The organism is Streptomyces sp. MI02-7b (genome assembly GCF_033793585.1).
Classification (GTDB): domain Bacteria; phylum Actinomycetota; class Actinomycetes; order Streptomycetales; family Streptomycetaceae; genus Actinacidiphila.
In genome coordinates, this window is the sequence record NZ_JARAWX010000026.1 from 63,868 (window position 1) to 77,365 (window position 13,498).

The window sequence follows — 13,498 nt, forward strand, 5'->3', positions numbered from 1 at the left end:
CGGCGGGTCGGGCGCCTCCGGTTTCGCCGGTGCCACGCCGTGGGCGGTCCGGGCCGGACCGCCCACGGGGTCGGCGTCCCTCAAAGGCCGTAGACGCGGCGGGCGGTCCCGGAGAAGACCGCGTCGCGTTCGGCGGGGCTGAGGTGATCGGTCAGGGTGCGGGCGGCGTCGACGACCTCGGCGTAGGAGGCGGCGAGCCGCGAGACCGGCCAGTCGGAGCCGAACATCAGGCGGTCCGGGCCGAAGGCGTCGAGCACGGTGCCGGCGTAGGGCGCGAGGTCGGCGGTGGTCCAGGTGTCCCAGTCGGCCTCGGTGACCATGCCCGACAGCTTGCAGACGGCGTTGGGCAGCGCGGCCAGCGCCCGCACGTCGTCCGCCCACGGGCGCAACGTGCCCGCGGCGATCGGGGGTTTGCCCAGGTGGTCCAGGACGAACACCAGGTCGGGCAGGAGCGCCGCGGCCTTGGCGGCCGCCGGCAACTGCTCGGCCAGGACCACCAGGTCGTAGACCAGCCCGGCGTCGGCCACGGCGCGCAGCCCGCGCTGCACGTCCGGGCGGAGCAGCCACTCGGGGTCGGCCTCGCCCTGCACCTGGTGGCGGATGCCCACCAGGCGGTCACCGCCGGGCAGTTCACGCAAGGCGGCCAGCCGGCCGGCGACCGCCGGGTCCGTCAGGTCGGTCCAGCCCACGACCCCCGCGACGAGACCGCCCCGCGCGGCGAGGGCCAGGAACTCCGGCGTCTCCTCCGCGACGGTGACGGTCTGCACGAGGACGGTGGCGATGACGCCCGCCGCCCGCGCGTCCGGTTCGAGGTGGGTGACGGAGAACGAGCGGCGCAGCGGCGCCAGCCGTTCGCCGGTGATCCAGTCCTGGTCGCGGACGGACAGGTCCCAGACGTGGTGGTGGGCGTCCACGACGCCGTGCGGCACGCTCACAGTTCCCACACCATCGGAAGGGCCGCCCCGGCGCCGTCCGCCGAGTAGTCGTGCGCGACCTCCAGCAGCCCGGCCATCCGCGCCTGCCAGGCGATGTTGACGGGCAGCCGCTCCAGTGCCGCGATCATCGCGGGGTAGTCGTCCACGTCCAGGAGGTGGAACAGGTCGGTGCCGCTGCGCCAGATCGTCCACTCGCGCACACCCGCGGCGCGGATCGCGGTGGTGAGCTCCCCGGGCACCTCGCGGTGCGCCGCCTCGTACTCCTCGATCCGGTCGGTGTGGACCCTGGTGTGCAGTGCGACTCTCACCACGCCTCCCCGGCAGGGACGGGCACGTCGGCGTCGAGCAGCCCCTCCGCGCGCAGGTCGTCCCAGAGGGCGGCCGGCAGCGGGTGCTTGTGCATCGCCTCGGCGTCCCGCACCTCCGCGGGCGAGCGCAGCCCCAGCAGCACGCTGGACACGGCCGGGTGGCCCGCCGGGAAGCGCTGGGCAGCCGCGCGCAGCGGGACGCCGTGGCGGCCGGTGACGGTCTGGAGCCGGCGGGCGCGGGCCAGGACGGGGGCGGGCGCCGGCGCGTACTCGTACCGGGCGTCCGGGTGCGGGTCGATCAGCAGGCCGGAGTTGAAGACGCCGCCGACCACCACGCTCTTGCCGCGCGCCGCCGCCTCCGGCAGTACTTGGGCCAGGCCCTCCTGCTCCAGCAGCGTGTAGCGGCCGGCCATCAGCACCACGTCCACGTCGGTGTCGCGCAGGAAGCGCGCGAGCATGCCCGTCTGGTTCATGCCGGCGCCGATGGCGTCCACGACGCCCTCGGAGCGCAGCTTCTCCAGGGCCGGGTAGCCCTGGCCGAAGGCCTCTTCGGCGTGCTCGTCCGGATCGTGCAGGAAGGCGACGTCGATGCGGTCGAGGCCGAGGCGTTCCAGGCTGTCCTCGATGCTGCGGCGCACGCCGTCGGCGCTGAAGTCCCAGACCCGGCGGTGGGTGGCGGGGACGGCGAAGCCGTTCGCGAGGTCGTCGCCGGCCGCGCCGCCGTCCTCGGCGGGCACCAGGAGGCGGCCCACCTTGGTGGAGACGGTGTACTGCTCTCGCGGCCGGTCGCGCAGGGCGGCGCCGATGCGCCGTTCGGACAGCCCCAGGCCGTAGTGCGGGGCGGTGTCGAAGTAGCGGATGCCCGCGTCCCAGGCGGCGTCGACGGCCTGCGCCGCCGCCTCGTCGGTGACGGGCGTGAAGAGGTTGCCGATCGCGGCGGCGCCGAAGCCCACCGCGGTCACGGGGACGCCGCTGCGGCCCAGTGTGTTGCGTCGCATCCCGGCCGTTCCCCTCACTGCCCGGCCGGGCGCAGGCGCAGCCCGGCCATGCCGCCGTCGACCGCGAGCGCGGTGCCGGTGACCGAGGCGGCCGCGGGGCTCGCCAGGTAGACGATGGCAGCCGCCACCTCTTCCGCGGTCACCAGGCGGCCCATGGGCTGCCGGGCCCGCAGGGCGGCGCGTTCGGCCTCGGGGTCGTCGGCCGCGTCCAGCAGCCGCGCCACCCACGGGGTGTCGGCGGTACCGGGGTTGACGCAGTTGACGCGGACGCCCTCGCGGACGTGGTCGGCCGCCATCGCCAGGGTCAGCGACAGCACCGCGCCCTTGCTCGCGCTGTACAGCGCGCGCTGCGGCAGGCCCGCGGTCGCGGCGATCGAGCAGGTGTTGACGACCGCGGCGTGGGCGGAGCGCCGCAGGTGGGGGAGGGCCGCGCGAGTGGTGCGGACCATGCCGAGGACGTTGACGTCGAGGACGCGGTGCCACTGCTCGTCGGGGTTGTCCTCGACGGTGCCCGCGGCGCCGATCCCGGCGTTGTTGACGAGGATGTCGAGACCGCCCAGCTCCTGCGCCGCCGCGTCGACCGCGGCCCGCGTGGAGGCGTCGTCCGAGACGTCCGCCTTGAACGCCAGCAGCGGCTCCGGCAGCGCGCCGGGCGCGAGATCGAGCACGGCGACCCGGGCGCCGCGCTCGGCGAGCAGCCGCGCGGTGGCCAGTCCGATCCCCGAGGCCCCGCCCGTCACCAGGGCTGTCAGCCCGTCGAGCCCGTCCAGTCCGCTCATGCCTGCTGTCCCTCCTGCCGTGCCCGGTCGGCCACCCAGAACGTACCGTCCGGGTAGCGGAACTCGTCGATCGATTCCGGTCTCATCTGCGCCGAGAATCCGGGTGCGGCGGGTGCGGTGTAGTGGCCGTGCCGGATGACGACCGGGGTCACGAAGTGTTCGTGGAGATGGTCCACGTACTCGATGGTGCGGTCCTCGGTGGTACCGGACAGCGCCACGAAGTCGAACATCGACAGGTGCTGCACCAGTTCGCACAGCCCGACGCCGCCCGCGTGCGGGCAGACCGGCACACCGAAGGCGGCGGCCAGCAGCAGGATGGCCAGATTCTCGTTGACGCCGCCGACACGCGCCGCGTCGATCTGGAGCACGTCGATCGCCCCGGCCTGCAGCAACTGCTTGAAGACGATGCGGTTCTGCACGTGCTCGCCGGTGGCGACCCGCACCGGGGCCACGGCCTCGCGGATGGCGGCGTGGCCGAGGACGTCGTCCGGCGAGGTCGGCTCCTCGATCCAGTACGGCTCGAACTCGCCGAGCGCGTTCACCCAGGCCACGGCCTCGCCGACGTTCCAGCGCTGGTTGGCGTCGATCGCGATGCGCACGTCGGGGCCGACGGCGGCGCGGGCGGCGCGCAGCCGGCGGATGTCGTCCTCCAGGTCGGCGCCGACCTTCAGCTTGATCTGGGCGAAGCCGTCGGCGACCGCCTGCTTGGCGAGCCGGGTCAGCTTCTCGTCGGAGTAGCCGAGCCAGCCGGGCGAGGTGGTGTAGCCGGGGTAGCCCTGCTCCTGGAGCGTCGCGGCGCGGCCGGCCGCGCCCTCCTTGCCGCGCCGCAGCAGTTCCAGGGCGCGTTCAGGGGTGAGGGCGTCGGCAATGTAGCGGAAGTCGATCTGGGAGAGCAGCCATTCGGGCTCCGCGTCGGCCAGCAGACGCCACAGCGGCTTGTGGGCGCGCTTGGCGGCCAGGTCCCACACGGCATTGACGACGGCGCCGATCGCCATGTGCATCACGCCCTTCTCGGGGCCCAGCCAGCGCAGCTGGCTGTCGCCGGTCAGGTCGCGGGCGACCGAGCCGGGGTCGGCGCACACCTCGTCCACCGGGCGGCCGACCAGGTGCGGGCGCAGTGCCTCGATCGCCGCGACCTGGACGTCGTTGCCGCGCCCGATGGTGAAGACGAAGCCGTGCCCCTCCAGGCCGTCGTCGGCGTCGGTGCGCAGCACCACGTACGCGGCGGAGTAGTCGGGGTCCGGGTTCATCGCGTCCGACCCGTCCAGTTCCCGTGAGGTGGGGAAGCGGATGTCATGGGTGTCGATCGCGGTGATACAGGCGGAGGTCGCGGACAAGTGGCTGCCTTTCACGCTCGGCCATGGGCAAGACATCGGAGGTCTCGCGCCACGGTGACTGTAAGCGCCATCGGCCGCGGCTGGCAATCCATTCCTCGGATGTCTGTGCCAGGAGAGCGTCTCGGGCACTGTGGGCGACGGATTCCTCCGATCGTGTCCGTACAGGGGGTTGTCACGGCCGCACGGCGGACTTACTTTCCTTCTCGTCCGCGATACCTCGGATGAATCGCCCCCGCACTGGGCAAGGAGAGAACACGGCCATGAAGCTCGCCCGTACGCGCTCCACCGCCGCGGCCGCCGCGGCCGCACTCGCGATGGCCGCCCTCGCCACCGCCTGCAACCGCGGCAGCGACAGCACCGCCGGGGCAGGTGGGGACAAGAAGCCGGCCATCGGCATCGACCTGCCGCGCTCCGACTCCGACTTCTGGAACTCCTACGCGCAGTACATCGAGCAGGGCATCAAGGACGACGGCCTGAACGCCCTGCCGCGCAGCAACTCCCAGAACGACGTCACCAAGCTCGTCGCCAACGTGCAGGTGTTCGAGAACACCGGCGCGAAGTCCGTCGTGATGGCCCCGCAGGACACCGGCGCCATCGCCTCCACGCTGGACACCCTGGCCGGCAAGAAGATCCCGGTCGTCAGCGTGGACACCCGCCCCGACAAGGGCGACGTCTACATGGTCGTCCGCGCCGACAACAAGGCGTACGGCACCAAGGCGTGCGAGTTCCTCGGCGAGCAGATGGGCGGCAAGGGCAAGGTCGCCGAGTTCCAGGGCGCCCTGGACTCCATCAACGGACGGGACCGCTCCGAGGCGTTCGCGGCCTGCATGAAGGACAAGTTCCCCGGGATCACGGTCTTCGAGCTGCCGACCGACTGGAAGGGTGACGTGGCGTCGGCCAAGCTGCAGAGCCTGCTCGCCCAGCACCCCGACCTCGGCGGTGTCTACATGCAGGCCGGCGGTGTCTTCCTGCAGCCCACCCTCGCCCTGCTGAAGCAGAAGGGCCTGCTCAAGCCGGCCGGCCAGAAGGGCCACATCTTCATCGTCTCCAACGACGGCATCCCGCAGGAGCTCGACGCGATCCGCAAGGGCGAGATCGACGCGACCGTCTCCCAGCCCGCCGACCTGTACGCCAAGTACGCGCTCTTCTACGCCGAGGCAGCCGCCGACGGAAAGACCTTCAAGGCCGGGCCCACCGACCACGACTCCACCATCATCGCCATCCCCAACGGCCTGGAGGACCAGCTCCCGGCGCCCCTGGTGACCAAGGACAACGTCGACGACAAGGCCCTGTGGGGCAACAACATCGGCTGACCCGCGACCTCGGGGCCGGCCGGCGGCCGGCCCCACCCGATCGCACCGCACCCCCATCGCACCGCCCGCCCGCACCGCATCCGCAGAACGGAATCCACCATGGCGGACCCCGCCACCGCTCCGCCCCCCGTGGCCGAGGCGACCGGGATCGGCAAACGCTTCGGCGCCACCGTGGCGCTGCGCGACGCCCGCATCTCGGTCGCCGCCGGCGAGTCGCACGCACTCGTCGGCCGCAACGGCGCGGGTAAGTCCACCCTCGTCAACATCCTCACCGGCCTGCACCAGCCCGACGCGGGGAGCCTGCGCTTCTCGGGCGCACCGGCTCCCTCGTTCGGGGACACCGACGCCTGGCGCGCCCGCGTCGCGTGCGTCTACCAGCGCTCCACGGTCATCGGCGAGCTGTCGGTGGCCGAGAACCTCTTCCTCAACCGGCAGAGTGCCACGGCCCTGCGGCCCATCCGCTGGAAGACCCTGCGGCAGCGGGCGACGGACCTGCTCGCCGAGTACGGGGTCGACATCGACCCCGCCGCACGGGCCCGCGACCTCACCGTCGAGCAGCGGCAGTTCGTCGAGATCGCCCGGGCGCTGTCCTTCGGCGCGCGCTTCATCATCCTCGACGAGCCCACCGCACGTCTGGACGCCCGCGGCATCTCGCGCCTGTTCGACAAGCTCCGCGACCTGCAACGCCAGGGTGTGGCCTTCCTGTTCATCTCGCACCACCTGCAGGAGGTCTACGACCTCTGCACCACCGTCACCGTCTACCGCGACGCCCGCCACATCGTGACCGCGCCCGTGGCCGAGATCGACCACGACGCCCTGGTGGAGGCGATGACGGGGGAGTCCGCCGGGGCGGGGCGGCCCGGGGAGACCACGGCAGCCGCCTCGGTGGCGGGCGAGGGCGAAGGACCCGAACTGCTCTCCGTCGCCGGACTGACGCTCGACGGGGCGTACCGGGACGTCAGCCTCTCGGTGCGCGCCGGTGAGGTGGTGGGCCTCGCGGGAGCCACCGCCAGCGGCAACGTCCGGCTCGGCGAGACCATCGCGGGGCTGCACCGCGCCGACACCGGGCGGATCGCCGTCGCCGGGCGCCAGGTGCGGGCCGGCGGGGTGCCCGACGCGATCGCGGCGGGCGTGGGCCTGGTGCCCGAGGACCGCCACCACCAGGGACTGGTCGGCAACCGCAGCGTGGCCGAGAACGCCACCCTGACCGTCACCGACCAGCTCGGGCCGTTCGGCACCGTGCTCCCCTCGCGCACCCGGGACTTCGCCGAGCGGATGATCGCGGACCTGGACATTAGGACCCCGGGTTTCGCCACGCCCGTCTCCGCGCTGTCCGGCGGCAACCAGCAGAAGGTCGTGGTCGCCCGCGCGCTCGCCACCGACCCGCACGTCCTGGTGGCGGTCCGGCCGACCAACGGCGTGGACGTGCGGTCCAAGGAGTTCCTGCTCGGCAGGATCCGCCAGGTCGCCGGCGCGGGCCGGGCGGCACTGATCATCTCCGACGAACTGGACGACCTGAGGGCCTGCGACCGGATCGTGGCGATGTTCCACGGCCGGGTCGTCGCGGAGTTCGGCCGGGGCTGGCGGGACGAGGAACTCGTCGCCGCCATGGAGGGCGTGTCCCGCGCCCCGTCCGCCGGAGCGAACGACACCGCCGGTGTCCCCGGCCCCCGAGAGCAGGAAAGGTAGTCATGTCCGCCACCACCGACGTCACCGAACCCCCGGTGCCCACCGCGAAGGACTCCGCGGCGGACGCGCCGCGCCGCGGGCCCGGCGGCCTTGCGCGCTTCCGCGAACTCTCCCTCGTCCCGGCCATCTTCGTGCTCGGGGTCATCGGTTTCATCGTCTCGCCCGCCTTCCTGACCTCCGACAACCTCATCGGCGTCGCCCAGCAGTCCACCGAGCTGAGCCTGCTGGTGCTCGCCGAGGCGCTGATCCTGATTGCCGGGCGCATGGACCTGTCCCTGGAGTCCACCATCGGCGTCGCCCCGGTGATCGCCGTGTGGCTCGTGCTGCCCTCCTCCGGCGGCCGTTTCACCGGCCTGGAACTCCTTCCCGTATGGACGGCGATCCCGCTGTGCCTGCTGGTGGGCGCGGTGATCGGCGCGGTCAACGGCTTCCTGATCCTCAAGCTGCGCCTGAACGGTTTCATCGTCACCCTGGGCGCCCTCACCATGCTGCGCGGTCTGCAGATCGCCATCTCCGAGGGGCGTTCCATCGTCGAACTGCCCGGCTCGTTCACCTATCTGGGTCACGCCTCCTGGTTCGGGGTGCCCGCCGCGATCTGGGTCTGCGCCCTCCTGTTCGCCGTCGGCGGCTGCGCCCTCGCCTGGCTGCGCCACGGCAGGGCGCTGTACGCGATCGGCGGCAACGCCGAGGCCGCCCGCACCGCGGGCATCCGCGTGGACCGGATCACCTGGGTCGTCCTGATCGTCGGCGGGGTGCTCGCGGCCTTCGCGGGCGTCCTGTACAGCGGGCACTACGGGTCGATCTCGGCCGACCAGGGCAGCGGCTGGATCTTCCAGGTCTTCGCCGCGACCGTCATCGGCGGCGTCAGCCTCAACGGCGGGCGCGGCACGCTCTTCGGGGCGCTGACCGGTGTGCTCACCCTGCAACTCGTCGTCAACGTCATGACCCTGGCGGGCGTGCCGCCGCTGTGGAACCAGTTCCTCAACGGCGCGATCATCATCGTCGCCCTGATCATCTCCCGCTTCGCCTCCGGGGAGAAGCAGGAGTGACACCGGCCGGCGGCCGGTCAGTAGTAGCCCTCGACCGGGACGCGGGCCTCGTCGTACAGGGCCGGGCCCTCCTGCGGAACGTGCGGGAACCCGGCCCTCGCGGCGGGCGACTTCAGGCCCGTGAGCTGTTCGCCGGACAGGGCGTACACCACCCGGCCGAGGCCGGAGCGCTCCAGGGCGCCCGCGCACATGCCGCACGGCTGGCAACTGGTGTACATCGTCGTGGCGGCCGCGGTCGCCGGGTCCAGCTCGCGCGCCGCCCAGCGGGCCAGCTTCAGTTCGGGATGGGCGGTGATGTCGCCGTCGGTGATGCTGCTGTTGCGCTCCTCTGCCAGAACCGTGCCGTCGGGGCCGGCCAGCAGCGACCCGAAGGGCGGGTTGCCCGAGGCACGGGCCTCGGCGGCCAGTGCGACGGCCCTGCGCAGCAGGCGTGTCGTCTCGTCGTCCATCGTCACTCCGTCTCCGTGCGCCGGGCGGCCACCGCCGCGAGCGCGTGCCATGCCCGCTGCGGGCGCAGCGTCTCGTGGGGGTCACCGCTGAAAGGGTCGAGGACGACCGACTTCGCGCCCATCAGGCGCAGTTGGCGCAGATCGTCCATGATCTGGTCGAGCGTGCCCTCACCGGCACGCCGGTCGGGCGTGGTGACCGGGGCGTCGGTGAGGCGGAGCAGGATCCGCGGAGCGAACGCCGGGACGAGCCGGTCCGCCTCCAGCGCGGCCGACGCGAGGCGGCCGAGCGCCTCGCGCATCCACGGCATCGTGGCACGCAGCGGATGCCAGGCGTCGCCCAACCGGACCGCCCGGCGGATGCCCGCGTCGCTGTTGCCGCCGACCCACAGCGGGATCGGCCCGCCGGCGTAGTCGGTCCCGTTCCGCCACGCCGCCCGCATGGCGCCCAGGTGTTCGTCCGTCAGCCGCCCGCGCCGCTCGAAGGGAACACCGAGTGCCTCGAACTCCTGGCGCGCCCAGCCGATGCCCACCCCCAGCACCAGCCGGCCGCCGCTGAGCGCGTTGAGGTTGGCGGCCATCCGGGCCACGGCCAGCGGGTGCCGGTACGGCACGATCAGCACCGTGGTCCCGAGGCTCACCCGTTCGGTGACCCCCGCCAGCCAGGAGAGCGTGGTGAACGGCTCGTAGAACGGGGCCGGGTACTGCTCGGCCACGTCGGGTGTCACCACCAGGTGGTCGGAGACCATCAGCAGGTCGAAGCCGAGCCCCTCCACCGTCCGCGCCCAGTCGCGCAACACCCCGGGGTCGGTACCCGGTCCAAAATTCGGGACGTTCACACCAAGTTGCATGCCGATGAGGCTATCCACCGCGGGTGGCCGCGGGTAAGCCATTCCTCACGGTGTGCGGGGCTGACTGCCGTGGATCCACCGGTATTCTCGGCGTATGGCCGAGAGTCTTGACGCGACCGACTGGGCGATCCTGGACGAGTTGCAGCGCGACGGGCGAGTCCCCTTCACCGAACTGGCCCGCCGGGTGAGTCTGAGTCCGTCGGCGACGACCGAGCGGGTCCGCCGGCTGGAGGCGCTGGGCGTCGTCACGGGTTACCGGGCCGAGGTCGACCTGGGCAGGGCGGGGTTCCCCGTGCTCGCGGTCGTCCGGCTGAAGTATCCGGGCAGCCGGCACGAGCCGCTGCACCGCCTGCTCGGCGAACGGCGGGAGATCCTGGAGTGCCTGCGGACCACGGGCGACGACTGCTACGTGCTGAAGGTCGCCGCGACGTCCATGGCCCACCTGGAGGAGGTCATGGACGAACTGGCCGGCTTCGGGTCCACGACCACCAGCGTGGTCTACCGGCAGACCCTGCCGTTCCGGGGACCGGGCGGCCCCGCGCCCGCCGCGCCGTGACGGCGCGGCGGTCCGGCGGACGCGGGTGCCGGACGGTGCCGTGCGGTCAGCGGGCGGCGATGGCCGGGTCGCTGGTGCTGGTGAAGCCGCTCTCCACGTGGGCGGCCAGGCGGCGCACGAAGGACGCGTCGTGGTCCGCGGTCACGGTCAGGTCGTACCAGCCCTTGCTGCGCTTGGTCTCCGCGGAGTGCACGACGCGGGTGCCGGGACGCAGCCTGTAGGTGGCCGCCTTCTCCTTGCCGTACCCGTCCGCCACCGTGAACTGCACCGTGCCGGCGCCGTCGTTGGTCAGGACGAGCCGTGCGATGCCGAGGTCCCCGTCGTGGCGGGCGCTGACCTCCGGGCCCGCGCCGGTGACCCGCCCGGCGAAGCGGCGCAGGAAGCCGTTGGGGCCGTGGACGGTGAAGTCGTAGCCGCCCTGGGCGTCCTCGGCGACGCTCCACGTGTCGGACAGCGAACGCCCTGCCTCGACGGTGTACGTCCACGGGCCGGCGGCGTGCGACGCCGACGTCACCAGGAAGCCGGCGCCCGCGGCGCCGTGCGAGGCGAAGTCGATCCGCAGCGAGCCGGTGGCGGTGCTCACCCGGCCGTCTGCCGACAGGTCGTACGGCAGGGCCCGCGCCGCGCGCATGCCGGGCTCCTGCCGGGGCAGCGCGCCCTTGACCGGCGGGGTGGGCACGTAGTCGGGGTGGCGGTCGTTGTCCGGCGGGAGGTAGCCGCTGGTGTCCGGCAGCTCCGCCGCGTCGGTGTCCGTGTGGCGGAAGTCGAACGCCGAGGTCAGGTCGCCGCACACCGCGCGGCGCCAGGGCGAGATGTTGGGCTCGGTGACCCCGAAGCGGCGCTCGATCAGCTGGAGGATCGAGGTGTGGTCGAAGGTCTGCGAGCAGACGTAGCCGCCCTTGCTCCACGGCGACACCACGAACATCGGCACGCGCTGGCCGAGCCCGTAGGGGCCCGCCGGGCGCGAGCCCGAGCCCGCGTACAGGTCGCCGGTGATGTCGACGGTGGACTTGCCCTGCGCGGCGGAGGCGGCCGGGAACGGCGGGACGACGTGGTCGAAGAAGCCGTCGTTCTCGTCGTAGGTGATCAGCAGCGCCGTCCTGCTCCACACCTCCGGGTCGGAGGTCAGCGCGTCCAGCACCTGTGCGATGTACCAGGCGCCGTAGTTGACCGGCCAGTTGGGGTGCTCGGTGAACGCCTCGGGCGCCACGATCCAGGAGACCTGGGGGAGCGTGCCGGCGGTGACGTCGGCGCGCAGGATGTCGAAGAAGCCCTCGCCGTTCTTGGCGTCGGTGCCGGTGCGGGCCCTGTCGTACAGCGGGTCGCCGGGCACGGCGTTGCGGTACTGGTCGAAGTACAGCAGCGAGTTGTCGCCGTAGTTGCCGCGGTAGGCGTCCTCGATCCAGCCCCAGCCGCCGGCCGCGTCGAGGCCGTCGCCGACGTCCTGGTAGATCTTCCACGACACGCCGGCCTGCTCCAGGCGCTCCGGGTACGTCGTCCAGGCGTAGCCCGCCTCCTCGTTGCCGAGGACCGGGCCGCCGCCCTTGCCGTCGTTGCCCGTGTACCCCGTCCACATGTAGTAGCGGTTCGGGTCGGTCGAGCCGATGAACGAGCAGTGGTACGCGTCGCAGATCGTGAAGGCCTCGGCGAGCGCGAAGTGGAAGGGGATGTCGTCGCGGGTCAGGTGCGCCATGGTGGTGGCGGACTTGGCGGGCACCCACCTGTCGTACTTGCCCTGGTTGACGGCGGCGTGGCCGTCGTTCCAGCCGTGCGGCAGGTCCTGCAGGAACGCCAGCCCGAGGTCGTCGTGGTCCGGGCGGAAGGGCAGGACGTCCTTCGTGCCGTCCGACTGGTGCCACACCGACTTGCCGTTCGGCTGCGTCACCGGGTGGGGGTCACCGAAACCGCGGACGCCGCGCAGCGTGCCGAAGTAGTGGTCGAAGGAGCGGTTCTCCTGCATCAGGACGACGATGTGCTCGACATCCTGGAGCGAACGCGTCCTGCGGTTCGCCGGGATCTCCGCCGCTCGGGCGATGCTGGTGGAGAGCACGGACAAGGCGGCGGTGCCGCCCGCCAGTTGCATGAAGCGTCTGCGGTCGATGGCGTTCATGTAAGGCCTGTCTCCCGGGAGGTCCGCGGCCGTAGCAGGGGTGGCCAGTGTCACCAGGCCCGCGCGAACTCCCGTCGGCGCCGAGGAGAAGCACCCGCGAAGCCTGCGCCAACCCGCCGCCCGCCCGAGAGCGCCCGCAGTCCCGACACGACTGCTCCCGGGGGCAGTTGAGCGACGCACTGTCCCCGGCGTCAGCACAGGTCAGCGGCCGGACACCGCGCCGGCGGCCGGGACGCCCACCGCTCCGGGCGGGCACGGGATACTGCCCCCATGAACCGTCTCGAACGCTGGGAGCAGCGGACCAGGGCGCCGCTGATCGCCCTGGCCTCGGTGTTCGGCGCGGCCTACGCGTTGCCGATCCTGCTGCCGGACGCCGACCCGGCGCTCATCACCACCGCCCACTGGACGGAGCGCAGCGTCTGGGCGCTCTTCGCGGGCGACTACGCGGTCCGGCTGGTGCTGAGCGAGCACCGGTGGGAGTTCGTCAAGCGCCAGCCGCTGAGCCTGGCGGTGGTCGTGCTGCCGCTGCTGCAGCCGCTGCGCCTGCTGCGCCTGGTGTCCACGCTCTTCCTGGTGGGCCAGCGGGTCCGGCTGGCGGCGCAGGTCCGGCTGACGACCTATGTGGTGGGCGCGGTGCTGGGGCTGCTCGCGTTCGGCTCGGTCGCGGTCCTGGAGGCCGAGCGGCACTCGCCGCACGGGAACATCCGCACGATCGGCGACGCGCTGTGGTGGTCGTTCACCACGATGACGACCGTGGGCTACGGCGACCACGCCCCCACCACCGGCGTCGGCCGGCTCATCGCCGTCGGCCTGATGCTGTCCGGGATCGCCCTGCTCGGTGTGGTCACCGCCAACATCGCGGCCTGGTTCCTGGCCCGCTTCCAGGAGGACGAGGAGGAGGGCCGCCGCCTCCAGGAGGTCACCGAGGAACTGCTGCGGGAGGTCAGGGAGCTGCGGCGCGAGGTGGCCCGGCTCGGCGCCGCCGGCACGGGCGGCGCGCGGGACGGCACGGCCGTCGCCCCGCCGGAGAGGACCCCAGGGGGGACTTCCGGGCAGACCCCCGGATAGGGCATCGGAGTGGAACCGATCAAGACGGCCCGGAATGGGCTAGGTCACAGGCGTTGCCC

Annotated in this window: 13 protein-coding genes; 5 read left to right on the top strand and 8 right to left on the bottom strand. The window is 72.7% G+C overall.

All coding sequences use genetic code 11. From position 1 onward, the window contains the following. Positions 1–80: 80 nt before the first annotated feature. From PV364_RS32860 to PV364_RS32880, 5 genes are read right to left on the bottom strand one after another with little or no spacing between them, the layout of a single operon-like run. Positions 81–935: an amidohydrolase family protein gene (locus PV364_RS32860; protein WP_319664205.1), complete on the bottom strand. Its 855-nt coding sequence runs from the start codon at positions 933–935 to the stop codon at positions 81–83. Continuing rightward, positions 932–1,243: an L-rhamnose mutarotase gene (locus tag PV364_RS32865; protein WP_319664206.1), complete on the bottom strand. Its 312-nt coding sequence runs from the start codon at positions 1,241–1,243 to the stop codon at positions 932–934. The genes PV364_RS32860 and PV364_RS32865 overlap by 4 nt, the downstream gene beginning before the upstream one ends. After that, a complete protein-coding gene (locus tag PV364_RS32870; RefSeq protein WP_319664207.1) occupies positions 1,240–2,241 on the bottom strand; it encodes an aldo/keto reductase in 1,002 nt (333 codons plus the stop codon). Before PV364_RS32870 ends, PV364_RS32865 begins: the two co-directional genes overlap by 4 nt. Positions 2,242–2,255: 14 nt before the next feature. Continuing rightward, positions 2,256–3,020, bottom strand: a complete 765-nt coding sequence (locus tag PV364_RS32875; RefSeq protein ID WP_319664208.1) for an SDR family oxidoreductase — start codon at positions 3,018–3,020, stop codon at positions 2,256–2,258. Further along, positions 3,017–4,357, bottom strand: coding sequence for an enolase C-terminal domain-like protein (locus tag PV364_RS32880; protein ID WP_319664209.1), 1,341 nt, complete (start codon positions 4,355–4,357; stop codon positions 3,017–3,019). The genes PV364_RS32875 and PV364_RS32880 overlap by 4 nt, the downstream gene beginning before the upstream one ends. A 260-nt stretch (positions 4,358–4,617) precedes the next feature. Between PV364_RS32880 and PV364_RS32885 the strand changes: the two genes are divergently transcribed. The 3 genes from PV364_RS32885 (at position 4,618) to PV364_RS32895 (ending at position 8,408) form a co-directional block, all read left to right on the top strand. Further along, on the top strand, positions 4,618–5,670 hold the full coding sequence (locus PV364_RS32885; protein ID WP_319664210.1) for a sugar ABC transporter substrate-binding protein: 1,053 nt from the start codon (positions 4,618–4,620) through the stop codon (positions 5,668–5,670). Positions 5,671–5,769: 99 nt separating this feature from the next. After that, entirely contained in the window at positions 5,770–7,359 is a 1,590-nt protein-coding gene (locus tag PV364_RS32890) for a sugar ABC transporter ATP-binding protein (protein ID WP_319664211.1), read from the top strand. Between the two features lie 2 nt (positions 7,360–7,361). Beyond that, positions 7,362–8,408, top strand: a complete 1,047-nt coding sequence (locus tag PV364_RS32895; RefSeq protein WP_319664212.1) for an ABC transporter permease — start codon at positions 7,362–7,364, stop codon at positions 8,406–8,408. A 17-nt stretch (positions 8,409–8,425) separates the two neighbouring features. Here the strand turns inward: PV364_RS32895 and PV364_RS32900 are convergent, their stop codons facing one another. Continuing rightward, complete coding sequence (locus tag PV364_RS32900) at positions 8,426–8,857, bottom strand: nucleoside deaminase (protein WP_319664213.1); 432 nt, start codon at positions 8,855–8,857, stop codon at positions 8,426–8,428. 2 nt (positions 8,858–8,859) lie between these two features. Beyond that, the gene (locus PV364_RS32905; RefSeq protein WP_319664214.1) at positions 8,860–9,705 is read right to left on the bottom strand and encodes an LLM class flavin-dependent oxidoreductase; all 846 of its coding nucleotides are present in this window, start codon (positions 9,703–9,705) and stop codon (positions 8,860–8,862) included. A gap of 94 nt (positions 9,706–9,799) precedes the next feature. On the opposite strand from PV364_RS32905, the gene PV364_RS32910 reads away from it, so the two are divergent. Next, positions 9,800–10,261, top strand: coding sequence for an Lrp/AsnC family transcriptional regulator (locus PV364_RS32910; protein WP_319664215.1), 462 nt, complete (start codon positions 9,800–9,802; stop codon positions 10,259–10,261). Positions 10,262–10,307: 46 nt separating this feature from the next. Here PV364_RS32910 and PV364_RS32915 read toward each other — a convergent pair whose 3' ends face one another. Continuing rightward, positions 10,308–12,371 carry a phosphocholine-specific phospholipase C gene (locus PV364_RS32915; RefSeq protein ID WP_319664216.1) on the bottom strand — a complete coding sequence of 688 codons (2,064 nt, stop codon included), beginning with the start codon at positions 12,369–12,371 and terminating at the stop codon, positions 10,308–10,310. Between the two features lie 270 nt (positions 12,372–12,641). On the opposite strand from PV364_RS32915, the gene PV364_RS32920 reads away from it, so the two are divergent. Continuing rightward, positions 12,642–13,439 carry a potassium channel family protein gene (locus tag PV364_RS32920; RefSeq protein WP_319664217.1) on the top strand — a complete coding sequence of 266 codons (798 nt, stop codon included), beginning with the start codon at positions 12,642–12,644 and terminating at the stop codon, positions 13,437–13,439. The last annotated feature ends 59 nt before the right edge of the window (positions 13,440–13,498 follow it).

What these genes read in the sequence shown, in the direction of transcription:
- PV364_RS32870 (WP_319664207.1), bottom strand. Translation starts at nt 2,241, where the DNA reads ATGCGACGCAACACACTGGGCCGCAGCGGCGTCCCCGTGACCGCGGTG.
- PV364_RS32875 (WP_319664208.1), bottom strand. Translation starts at nt 3,020, where the DNA reads ATGAGCGGACTGGACGGGCTCGACGGGCTGACAGCCCTGGTGACGGGC.
- PV364_RS32885 (WP_319664210.1), top strand. Translation starts at nt 4,618, where the DNA reads ATGAAGCTCGCCCGTACGCGCTCCACCGCCGCGGCCGCCGCGGCCGCA.
- PV364_RS32890 (WP_319664211.1), top strand. Translation starts at nt 5,770, where the DNA reads ATGGCGGACCCCGCCACCGCTCCGCCCCCCGTGGCCGAGGCGACCGGG.
- PV364_RS32895 (WP_319664212.1), top strand. Translation starts at nt 7,362, where the DNA reads ATGTCCGCCACCACCGACGTCACCGAACCCCCGGTGCCCACCGCGAAG.
- PV364_RS32900 (WP_319664213.1), bottom strand. Translation starts at nt 8,857, where the DNA reads ATGGACGACGAGACGACACGCCTGCTGCGCAGGGCCGTCGCACTGGCC.
- PV364_RS32905 (WP_319664214.1), bottom strand. Translation starts at nt 9,705, where the DNA reads ATGCAACTTGGTGTGAACGTCCCGAATTTTGGACCGGGTACCGACCCC.
- PV364_RS32910 (WP_319664215.1), top strand. Translation starts at nt 9,800, where the DNA reads ATGGCCGAGAGTCTTGACGCGACCGACTGGGCGATCCTGGACGAGTTG.
- PV364_RS32915 (WP_319664216.1), bottom strand. Translation starts at nt 12,371, where the DNA reads ATGAACGCCATCGACCGCAGACGCTTCATGCAACTGGCGGGCGGCACC.
- PV364_RS32920 (WP_319664217.1), top strand. Translation starts at nt 12,642, where the DNA reads ATGAACCGTCTCGAACGCTGGGAGCAGCGGACCAGGGCGCCGCTGATC.